This window comes from Streptomyces sp. NPDC056527 (assembly GCF_042794475.1).
GTDB lineage: Bacteria > Actinomycetota > Actinomycetes > Streptomycetales > Streptomycetaceae > Streptomyces.
This window is the reverse complement of sequence record NZ_JBHTTQ010000132.1, coordinates 1-10,368: the sequence shown is the minus strand read 5'-3', so window position 1 is coordinate 10,368 and position 10,368 is coordinate 1. Positions and strand designations below refer to the sequence as shown.

Genomic DNA, 10,368 nt, shown 5'->3' with positions numbered 1-10,368 from the left:
GAACCGCGGTTCCGGCCGGCGCACGGCAGCCCTGCGCGGGCACCGGTCTATTCGCTCGCGCGGGGTCGGCAGGTTCTGACAGGATCCCCCGCATGACCTACGGAATCGAGTCCCACTCCGCCCTGTGAGCGCCCCGGACGAGCGCGGCGCGCTCACCCCTCGGCCCTCTCTGTACGACTACGCCCTGCGTCTGTACCGCGCGGAGCCCGACGGCCGCCTCCCCGAAGGCGGTTACCCCTCCCCCGACCGGCCGTCCCGGGGGCGCTCCCCGCTCGACCGGCGGAACGCGCGTCAGACCACCGTGGACGCCATCACCCCTTTCCTGACCGACCCGGACACCGTGCGCGCCGCCGACGAGGTGCAGCGCCGACTGGACGAGCTGGGCGTACGAGACCGCCACATCCGCTGGGCCCTCACCGATCTTCCCCTGGAGGACGAGGCGGCCGCACGGGCGCTCGGCCGCCGGCTGACCCGCACGGGCACCAGCGGCGCGGCCGTGTGCCTCGGCATCGGGCTCGTGGCCCGACTCGGCGAGCCCGAGGACATCCCGTACCTCCGGATCCTCGGCCTGGTCCGGGAGTTCATGGACTGTGCCGTGGAGGCGCTCGCTCCCCTCGATCGTGCCGCGGCCGCCCTCGTGTGGCTCACCGTGCGTGTCAAGGGCCGCGAACTGCGCCGACTGGTCGACGCCCTCGCGACCCGCGACGCAGCGGCTGCCCGCGCCCGGCTGATGTCGATCCCCCGGAACCCACGCGCCGTCGGGCCGGAGACCACCCGCAGGATCGCGGAGGCCGTACGGCTCGCCGATGTCCTGCGCGAGGATCCGCTCGACGTCGGTGTCCTGGGCCAAGCGGCGTGGCTGCTGTCGCGGATGACGAGCCAGCGCGACTACCGTCCCGAGATCCTCTCGTACGAGGACGCCGTCATCGCCTACGAGGCCGTCGTCGCACGGGCCGGCCTCCTGCCCCCGACCCTGGACCACTGCGCGACCCTGCTCTCACTCGCCCTCGATCTGCACAGCGGTCCCAGCCATCTCCTCCCCTGGCCGCCCGGCCGGCGCGAGGCGCTGCTGGCCGCCCTGGAGTCCCTGCTGCACTCACCCGCGTGGGCGGCCGCCGCCGACCGCGAGCCCGACGACCCCGCCGAGCGCCGCCGCGCCCACTGGATCCGGCGCACGGCACGGCAGCCCTTCGGCCGCTCCACTGCCGACGTGCCCCGGCTCCGGGTGGAGGTCGCCGTACGCGACCCCGCCGACCCGGACGTCGCCGAGACCCGCTTTCTGATCGACGGGCGCCCCGTCGTACCGGAGGCGTTCGGCCTCGGCCCCGGAAACGCTCCGGAGGCACTGCTCGACAGCGGACGTCTGCGGGCGACGGCCGAGCCACGGGAGGTCCAACTCGCCGAGGCGTACTGCACCGAGGGCTGCTGCGGGGCGCTGTACGTCACCGTGCAGCGGGACGGGGACCATGTGGTGTGGCGGGACTGGCGCCGCCCGCGGTCCGGTCGGCGTGGACGACCGGAACTGCCCGCGTACCGATTCGACGCCGCCGCCTACGACGCCGAGATCACGCGCGCCGAGAACGACCACTCCTGGGCATGGCCGGCCCGGATCACGGCCCGCTTCCTGGCCGCCGGTCTGCGCGACAGACCGGAGCTCCTGACGCGCTGGGACGGCCGTTTCGCGTGGGTGGGCACCGACTTCCACGATCCGGACACGACGGTCCTGTCCTTCACGTACCGACCGGGCTACGCCGAGGGGAAGCAGGACCGGGACGGGCCGTGGCTGCAGTTCGTCTGGAGCCTGCCGGACGACGACACCCCTCCGGAGGCCAGGGCCACGGCCGCCCTGACACGCCTGGAAACGACCGATCCGAAGACCTTCGCCCAGGTCAGAGGTGGCAGCCGGGAGGACGCGGAAGCGCTCGGCTTCACCTGGCCCGACGATCCGAACTAGCGGGTGTCGCCCTCCCAGTCCCAGTGCACGGCGTCGCCCTCGCGCGGCCCGTAGCGGGCGTGGCCGCCCGGGCCGTAGGAGCCGATCTCCGTGGCCAGGGCGGCCCCCTCCTCGAGCTGTCGCGCGGTCCATCCGGTGACGTCGAGCAGGAGGCCGTCCAGGGGGCCCGCCACCAACTCGCGGTAGACGCGCCCGGGCCTGGGGCCGGGATCGGGATCGTCATGGTCGGCGCCGTAGACACGGCCTCTCATCAGCTCGTCCATACCCGGCAGCATCGCACCCGGCACTGACACTCGCCCGGTCACGCGGGTACGGTCAGGCCGCGGGGGAGATGTTCTGGTTGGAGCGGAAGACGTTGCCGGGGTCGTACTCCTTCTTGAGGAGGCGCAGCCGGCGGAGCTTGTCGGCCCCGTACGCCTGCTCGACGCGCGCCTCCCCCTCGTCCATGAGGAAGTTGACGTAGACACCCGCGTGGTACGGCTCCAGGGCGGACCACCATGAGCGCGCCCAGGCGCGCTCCTCGTCGAAGCCCTCGGCGTCGAAGCAGTTGCCGTTGATGTTGAAGGTGTGGCCCACGCCCCGTCCGCTGCATGCGGTCTCGTCCTCACCCACGCGGGCGACCGCACCACCCAGGTGGAAGATGTTGCACGTCGAGAGCGGGGACGTGAGCTGCAGGGCGTGGGCCGCGCTGATGCCGATGACCTCGTCGTCGAGCCGCTCGATGTCGCAGGAGCGGACGTAGTACCACCAGCCGGGACGGAACGACGGGTCGAACATGGACTGGTGCTGCAGGAAGGGCTTGGGCGCGCACAGGTCGAGCAGCGGCGTCCCGAACTTCCGCAGCGGCCGCAGGACCTCCTCGCCCGTCTCGATGTCCCCGGCGTAGCAGCTGATCACCGCGATGACGGGCCTGCCGTGCAGGTCGGGCGGGATCGAGGGGAGGGGCGGGGCCTTGCGGTGGACGACGATGGTGGTCAGCTCGTCGGGGACGTCGGTGATCCAGTCGCGGTAGAAGGCGAGCACGTGCGGTGCCTCTTCGAGCGGCCACAGGATCGGTCCGGCGAGCACGGTGGGGCCCACGGGGTTGAGCCGGAACTCGAACTCGGTGACGACGCCGAAGTTGGTACCGGCACCGCGCAGGCCCCAGAAGAGTTCGGGCTCGTGGTTCTCGCTCGCCGTGACGAAGCCGCCGTCGGCGGTGACCATGTCGGCGGAGAGCAGCTGGTCGACGGTGAGTCCGTACTTGCGCATCAGCCAGCCGATTCCACCGCCGAGGGTGAGCCCGGCGAGGCCGGTGTGCGTCACGATCCCGGCGGGCACGGCCATGCCGAAGTGCTGCGTCTCGCGGTCCAGCGCCCCGAGAAGGACTCCGGCCTGGGCCCTGACCGTGTGGTTCACCGGGTCGACGCGGATGCCGTTCATGGCGGACAGGTCGATGACGAGGCCGCCGTCGCACAGCGACTGGCCCGGGAAGCTGTGCCCCCCGCTCCGTACGGCGACCGGCAGTCCACCGCGTGTCGCGCACTCCAGCGCGGCGACGACGTCGGCGACGCCCGTGCAGTACGCGATGAGTGCGGGGAACCTGCTGATGGACCCGTTCCAGATGCTCCGGGCCTCGTCGTAGGCGGGGTCGTCGGAGCGGACGAGTCTGCCGGAGAAGGATCGCTCCAGCTCCTGGAATGCCGCCTCGTCCACTCGCGCCGCCGCGGGGGCTGTGCCCATCATCGCTCCTCGGCCGATCGGCCCCTACTGTCAGGCTCCCACCGGCCGGGAGCCGGTGCCAGCGCTGGCCGGTGCGGAGCGGGGCGAGGATGACGAGGCCGGTCGCGAGGTCCCGTACTCCCCCTTGACGCCCCCGTAGGGCCGCTCAGGCGCCGACGGTCCCGTCGACGCCCTCGCGCAGGAAGTCCGCATGCCCGTTGTGACGGCCGTACTCCAGCAGGACGTGCACCATCACCATCCGCAGGGACACGTCCTCGCCCCACCGCGGCTGGTGTCCGGTGAGGTCCAGGGACGCGGCCGCGCGCTCGATCCGCCGGGAGGTCTCGACCTCGGCCTCCCAGGCGGAGAAGGCCTCGGCCCGGGTCGACTCGCTCGCGTCGTACGCGGCCTGAAAGTCGATCTTGTCCGACCAGACCATCGGCGCCTCGCCGTCCTCGAAGACCCGGCGGAACCAGGCGCGTTCCACCTCGGCCATGTGCCGGACCAGGCCGAGCAGCGACAGTGTGGACGGCGGCATCGACCTCTCCCGTAGCTGCTCGTCGCCGAGCCCCTCGCACTTCATGGCGAGCGTCGCGCGCTGATAGTCGAGGAAGGCCCGCAAGGTGTCGCGTTCACTGCCCACGTGGGGCGGTCCGATGCGCGGGTCGATGGTCACGGTCGCTGCTCCTCGTCATGATCCGGTGCGGATACCGAACCTAGTGACCCCGGGCCCGGCCTTCCACCGACTTACGCCCCCTCACCCGCCCGGTGGGCGTCGCTCGGCCGTCAGCGAGGCGACGAGAATCCCGGCCAGGACCGCCCACAGCACCACCTCGGCTCCGCCGACGGTCGCCCAGCCCACCGCGCCCAGCGCGAGCGCCGCCCCCGCCCCGGCTCCCAGCGCCCGCCGGTCGGTGGCGAACGCCCAGGCACGGCGGCCCGCGCCGGGCGTACGCATCTCCAGCACCGCGGCCCGGCACACCAGGGCCGCGGCGGCGACCACCGCGGTCAGCACGGACGGCTCCATGACACCTGCCTCTCGCCGTCCATGCTCGCGCAGACCGGTCGGGTACGCACCGGCGTCGGCACGGATCAGCGGGCGAGGAAGTCCTCGATCGCCGCGGCCAGCGCCTGCGGGGACTCCTCCGGGGCGTAATGGCCCGCCTCGGCGAGTACCTCGAGGCGGGCGTTCGGGTACCAGCGGAGCCAGCCGGCGGCCATCGCCTCGGCGCCCAGAGCCGGATCGTGGGCGCCGACGACCAGGAGGACCGGAGCGGGGTTGTCCTTGACGCGGTGGTGGAAGTCGGTGCGGGCCCAGGAGTCGAGGTAGGCGCGGAAGGCTCTGGCCGAGGAGCGTTCCACCGAGCGCTTCACGAGCGGGTCCAGCCAGGCGGAGTCGTACCGGCCGCCCGTGGTGGTGTCGATGATGACCCGTCGATGGGCGGCGTCCTCCGCGGCCCCGGCGAACAGGTCCCAGCTCTCGCCGTCGAGCGGGAAGCCGGCGGCGGACACCGGCGAGATGCCGATGAGGGAGCACACGCGCGCGGGCGCGTCGAGCAGCATCAGCTGGGCCGCCTTCGCTCCCATCGAGTGGCCGATCACGGTGAACGAGTCCCAGCCGAGCTCGTCGGCGACGGCCAGCGCGTCCGCCGCGACCTCGTCCATCGTGAACGCGCCCTCGGTGTCGATCGCCTCGCCGTAACCACGGCAGTCGAGGAACGCGTACGTCGCGGTGTCGCCGTCGAGGTGGGCGCGCAGCGCGTCGAAGCTCGTGCGGTCGCCGAACCAGTTGTGCAGCACCAGGGCCCGCCGGGGCCCGCTTCCCTCTATGTCGTACGGAAGAACCTGGCCCGTCATCACGCCCCCTGGTCACGAGGTGGTGCCGTCGCGTCGATGCGATCGCGTCGGTGCCGACGATCGAGTGTCGCGAGCCGCGGCGGCCGGGTCAACGGTCCCGGCCGGGCGCACGGCGGCACACCGGGCGTGACCGGGCGTGTCCGGGCCGGTGCGTCGTGCCACCAGTCCGAGATGCGCGGCCGCACGGCCCTGGAGCATGCTGACTGTGTGACGTCGCACGGCGTGGCCGGCCCTGCCCCGTCGGCCGGGACCGGGTACGTCCCCGGGAGCGCGGAGACCGACGGGCGGCTGCTCGACGCCCTGCCCCTGGTGCTGGCCGAGGGCGCGCTCCGGACCATCGAGGCGGTCGGCGGCTACGCGGGCGGTGTCTACCTGCGGTCCGGGACACCGGACCTCCTCCGCATGGCCGTGCTCGCCGGACTCCCCGGCCCGCTCTTCCGGCCCTGGTGGCGGATGCATGTGAACCGCCCGTTCCCGGTGGCCGAGGCGCACCGTTCGGGCCAGCCGGTGCACCTCGCCGACGTCGAGGAGGCGATGCGACGCTTCCCCCAGCTCGTGGCCAGTCTCCCGTTCCCCTTCGGATCCCTGTACGCCCCGATCGTCAGCGGCCGGGAACGCTTCGGGGTGCTCGTGGTGCTGCGCACGCCGAGCCCCGGCGTCCCGGTGAACAGCCGGGACCGGATGCGGCTGGCCCGGGAGGCGCGCCGGCTCGGGGATGCCCTCGCGGATCTCTCGGACACCGGCGTCCTCGTCGAATGGCCCGGTGAGCCGGTGTGCGTACAGCTTCCCTCGGGCGGCACGAAACCGGTCCGGATCGGCTATTTCGACTGGGACCTGACCACCGGAACCGTCACCGCCGACGCCGGACTGCGCGCCATCATCGGCGAGGGAGACAGCGGCGCGTTCCCCGGGACGATGGAGGCGCTGACCGCGCGCCTCGCTCCGGAGGACAGCGCCGCGCTGTGGACCATGGCCCGGCGTGCGGCCGAGTCGGGTGCCCAGGTGGCGCGCCGGATACGGCTCAAGGGCCCCGACGGCGGGCTCCACCTCCTGGAGATCTCCGCCCGCGCGGCGGGCGACCGCCCGGGGCGGCTGAAGGGCTCCCTGGTCGACCTCGGCACCGGCCTCGTCGGCTCCGACGCCACCGACCGGCTGCCACGCGCCATCATCGCCATCGACCGCCTGGGCCGGATCACCTACGTGAACCATCTGACCGAGGCCCTCCTCGGCATCCCCCGCGCCTCACTCGCCGGGCTGACCGTGTGGGAGGCCCTGCCGTGGTTCGGCAATCCCGCGTACGAGGAGCATCTGCGCGCCGCGCTGCTCTCGGACGAGCCCGTGCACTTCCTGGCCCACGCGCCCGACGCGGAGTGGCTCTCGGTCTCCCTCTATCCCGGCCACGACGGCGTCACGATGGTGCTGCTCCCCGAGACCGACCCGGCCTACAAGCCCGGTTCGGTCGCCCAGCCGGATTCCGGTCTCGGCTCGCCGGCGGACCGGGCGTCCGCGCTGTACCGACCGGTGGCACTCGCCATCGCGCTCACCGAGGCGGTGACGGCCCGCCAGGTCTCGGCTGTGGTGACCGACGAACTGCTGCCCGCGTTCGGCGGCCGGCAGCTGGCGATCTATCTGCTGAGCGACCGGCACCTCTACCTGGCGTGGGAGACCGGGTTCCCGCCAGGGTTCCTGGAGCCCTTCGACGGCGTGGGGCTCGACGCCCACCTGCCGGGCGTCGAGGCGCTGACGACCGGACGGCCGCTGTTCTTCGAGTCGATCGAGCAGATGAGCCGCGCCTATCCGGGACTCCCGCTGGACGCGCTCTCCGGGGCCCGGGCCTTCCTGCCGCTGATCGCCTCGGGCCGGCCGGTCGGTTCGTGCATCCTCGGCTTCGACCGGCCGCGCGGCTTCAGTCCGGAGGAGCGCACGGTCCTGACGGCGTTGGCGGGCCTCATCGCCCAGGCCCTTGAGCGCGCCCGGAGATACGACAGCGAGTCCGCCCTCGCTCGCGGGCTGCAGGACGCGCTGCTCCCGGCGCGGCTGCCGGTCCGCGATCACGTCGACACCGTGGCGCGGTATCTGCCCGGCACACAGGGCATGGACGTGGGCGGCGACTGGTACGACGTCGTCGAGACGGGGCGCGGGCTGCTGGCCCTCGTGGTCGGCGACGTCCAGGGTCACGGTGTCGCCGCCGCGGCCACGATGGGTCAGCTGCGCAGCGCGGTACGGGCCTTCGCCCTCGGCGGTCACGCACCACAGGACGTGCTGATGGGCACCAACCGGCTGCTGATCGACCTCGACCCCGGGCAGTTCGCGAGCTGCTGCTATGTGGTCCTCGACCCGGCGACGGGTGTGGCCGAGGCCGTCCGGGCCGGGCATCCGCAGCCGCTGCTGCGGCGCCCGGACGGGACGGCGGAGGTGCTGGAGCTCGCGGGCGGTCTGGTCCTGGGGATCGACGCCGACGCCACGTATCCGGTCACCGAACTGCACCTGGACCCGGGCGCGGTTCTCGCCCTGTACACGGACGGCCTGGTGGAGCGTCCGGGCCACGACATCGACGAGGGGGTCGAGTGGCTGCGCCGCACCTTCTCCGTCACGGGACAGATTCCCCTCACGGAGACGGCTGACCGGCTGATCCGCGACGCCCGGCAGGCCACCGACCGGCCGGACGACATCGCCGTCCTGCTCGCCGCTCGTTGGACGGACTGAGCGGCCGTACCGAAGACGTCAGGGACGGTAGTTGTCGGTCTGCGTCGGCGGCGCGTTGTGCGCCGAGAAGGACGAGAACGACGTGCGGTCGTCGCGTGCCTGGTTGCGCCGCGCCTCCTCGATGAGAAGGCCGTCGGCGTTCTCGGTGCGACCGCTCCCCCGGCGCAACAGCTTCACGATGAGCAGCAGGACGACCGCGCCCAGCACACCGAAGAACACAAGAACCGTGGTCATGACGGGCTCCCCCCACGTCGTCGAGCCGTCGCCTCCCCCGGGCGTCGGCTTCCGCACACCGTATCCCGGAAGCGATCGGGCCGGAACGGTGAGGTGCGACCGCGTGCCCTCACCCGGTCGGCCCCGGGCGCTGGTCGGCCGGGCCCGTCCCGGCGAGGCTGGGCCCATCAGCAGGCAGCCCGAGGAGGAACAGTGCAGCAGGACAAGCAGCCGGAGTACGGACCGGTGGTCTTCCGTGACCGCTCCGCCGGGTTCGCCTTCCTGACCCGGTCCACGGCGACCAGCGAGGAGACCATCGAGTGGGACGACGGCCACACCTATCCGGTGGTCGACGTCGAGATCTCCTCCGAGAGCCACCCGTTCTACACGGGCAAGGCACGCACGGTGGACTCCGAGGGCCGGATCTCGAAGTTCGAGCGCCGCTACGGCGAGGGCGGCCAGGAATCCTGATCCGGCGTCGTCGGGTCCGGCTCGCAGGGTGAGCGGGTCGGTTCGATGTGATGATCTGACGCCCGACGACGCGGACGGGTTCGCGGAGGCGCCGGCGCCGGCCCTGGTGGTCGAGCGTCGCCGACCCTCCGCGAACCCGGTTCTCACCTCAACGGGCGGAAGAAGGAACGCAGTTCGGCGGCGACCTGCTCGGGTTCCTCATGCGCCATGAAGTGGCCGCCGCGACGCGGGGTGTTCCAGTGCCGCAGGTCGCGGAAGGTGCGCTCGGCGAGACTGCGGGGGAAGTCCGCGTAGGCCGGCTCATGGCTCAGGGTGACCGCGGCGGGAACCTGGACGGGCGGGACGGCCCGGTTGTGGTGGTAGTCGTAGTACTGCCGGAACGACGAACCGATGGTGCCGGTGGCCCAGTACAGCGTGGCGACCGTCAGCAGGGTGTCCCGGTCCCAGCGGGACTCGAGGTCGCCGGCGCAGTCGCTCCAGTCGCGGTACTTGTCGGCGATCCAGGCGAGGAGTCCGGCCGGTGAGTCCCGCAGGGCGGCGGCGATGGTGTCGGGCCGGGTGCACATGATCTCGCTGTAGCCCTGATCGCCTTCGTCGTAGGCGGCGAGCGCGTCGAGGTAGGCGCGTTCCTCCGGGGTGGCCGGGTGCGCCTCGAAGTCGCCGGTGACGACGGCGGAGGTGATGTGGACTCCGGCGACGTCGCCGGGGTACAGGGCGCCGAGCCACTGCGTCACGCCTCCGCCGATGTCCCCGCCGAAGGCGCCGAAGCGCTCGTATCCGAGGGTTCGGGTCATCAGCGTGTGCCAGGTCTCGGCGACTCCGCGGCGGGTGAACGGCCCGGCGGGCAGGGCCGACCAGAGGAAGCCGGGCAGCGAGGGGACGACGACGTCGAAGGCGTCGGCGGGGTCGCCACCGTGGGCGGCGGGGTCGGCGAGCAGATCGGCCACGCGCAGCATCTCCACGAAGCTGCTCGGCCAGCCGTGGGAGAGGATCAGCGGCAGCGGCTCCGGGCCGCCCTCGGTCCGACGGGCGCGCAGATGGACGTAGTGCACCGGTCGTCCCGCCACCTGGGCGAGGTGGTGCGGATAGGTGTTGAGGACCGCCTCCGCCTTCGCCCAGTCGAAGCCGTCCGCCCAGTGGGCGACGAGTTCGCGCAGATGCCCTGGATCGGCGCCGGCCGCCCAGTAGGTGGAGTCGGACGGTTCGGTGAAGAGGGTGCGGTTCAGACGGTGCCGCAGGTCGTGCAGGACGTCGTCGGACACGGAGATCCGGAAGGGTGTGACGGTCATGGTTCCTTCGCTCAGGAGTGCTCGGCCGGCGGGCGCTCCCGGTGCGCGGATCAGACAGACGCGACGAGGAGGGCCCGTTCGAAGTGCGGGTCGTCGTACATGCGGGCTCACCTCCTGGTTCGGCGTGTTCTCCGACCGTACCGGCAGCGCCGTGGCGGCGCATCCCGGTAAACGACG

General features: G+C 72.6%; 10 protein-coding genes. 3 read left to right on the top strand and 7 right to left on the bottom strand.

All coding sequences use genetic code 11. The annotated features are described in order from the left end of the window. Positions 1-124: 124 nt before the first annotated feature. On the top strand, positions 125-1,954 hold the full coding sequence (locus tag ACFQ7Q_RS34435) for a hypothetical protein (protein ID WP_383562159.1): 1,830 nt from the start codon (positions 125-127) through the stop codon (positions 1,952-1,954). Here ACFQ7Q_RS34435 and ACFQ7Q_RS34430 read toward each other — a convergent pair. The 5 genes from ACFQ7Q_RS34430 to ACFQ7Q_RS34410 form a co-directional block, all read right to left on the bottom strand. After that, positions 1,951-2,217 carry a hypothetical protein gene (locus ACFQ7Q_RS34430; protein ID WP_361861406.1) on the bottom strand — a complete coding sequence of 89 codons (267 nt, stop codon included), beginning with the start codon at positions 2,215-2,217 and terminating at the stop codon, positions 1,951-1,953. The genes ACFQ7Q_RS34435 and ACFQ7Q_RS34430 overlap by 4 nt on opposite strands. 52 nt (positions 2,218-2,269) lie before the next feature. After that, complete coding sequence (locus ACFQ7Q_RS34425; RefSeq protein ID WP_383562157.1) at positions 2,270-3,679, bottom strand: FAD-binding oxidoreductase; 1,410 nt, start codon at positions 3,677-3,679, stop codon at positions 2,270-2,272. Positions 3,680-3,821: 142 nt separating this feature from the next. Beyond that, positions 3,822-4,331: a DinB family protein gene (locus tag ACFQ7Q_RS34420; RefSeq protein ID WP_383562155.1), complete on the bottom strand. Its 510-nt coding sequence runs from the start codon at positions 4,329-4,331 to the stop codon at positions 3,822-3,824. 81 nt (positions 4,332-4,412) lie between these two features. Further along, a complete protein-coding gene (locus ACFQ7Q_RS34415) occupies positions 4,413-4,682 on the bottom strand; it encodes a hypothetical protein (protein WP_383562153.1) in 270 nt (89 codons plus the stop codon). Positions 4,683-4,747: 65 nt separating this feature from the next. Next, a complete protein-coding gene (locus tag ACFQ7Q_RS34410; protein ID WP_383562151.1) occupies positions 4,748-5,512 on the bottom strand; it encodes an alpha/beta fold hydrolase in 765 nt (254 codons plus the stop codon). 207 nt (positions 5,513-5,719) lie between these two features. Here ACFQ7Q_RS34410 and ACFQ7Q_RS34405 point away from each other — a divergent pair, with 207 nt between their 5' ends. After that, the gene (locus tag ACFQ7Q_RS34405; RefSeq protein ID WP_383562149.1) at positions 5,720-8,218 is read left to right on the top strand and encodes a SpoIIE family protein phosphatase; all 2,499 of its coding nucleotides are present in this window, start codon (positions 5,720-5,722) and stop codon (positions 8,216-8,218) included. A gap of 18 nt (positions 8,219-8,236) precedes the next feature. On the opposite strand, the gene ACFQ7Q_RS34400 is transcribed toward ACFQ7Q_RS34405, so the two are convergent. Then, positions 8,237-8,452, bottom strand: a complete 216-nt coding sequence (locus ACFQ7Q_RS34400) for a hypothetical protein (RefSeq protein WP_383562147.1) — start codon at positions 8,450-8,452, stop codon at positions 8,237-8,239. Between the two features lie 192 nt (positions 8,453-8,644). On the opposite strand from ACFQ7Q_RS34400, the gene ACFQ7Q_RS34395 reads away from it, so the two are divergent. Continuing rightward, entirely contained in the window at positions 8,645-8,902 is a 258-nt protein-coding gene (locus tag ACFQ7Q_RS34395; RefSeq protein WP_383562145.1) for a type B 50S ribosomal protein L31, read from the top strand. A gap of 143 nt (positions 8,903-9,045) precedes the next feature. On the opposite strand, the gene ACFQ7Q_RS34390 is transcribed toward ACFQ7Q_RS34395, so the two are convergent. After that, positions 9,046-10,191 (bottom strand): epoxide hydrolase family protein, encoded by a 1,146-nt coding sequence (locus ACFQ7Q_RS34390; RefSeq protein ID WP_383562143.1) that lies wholly within the window; start codon positions 10,189-10,191, stop codon positions 9,046-9,048. Positions 10,192-10,368 lie beyond the last annotated feature (177 nt).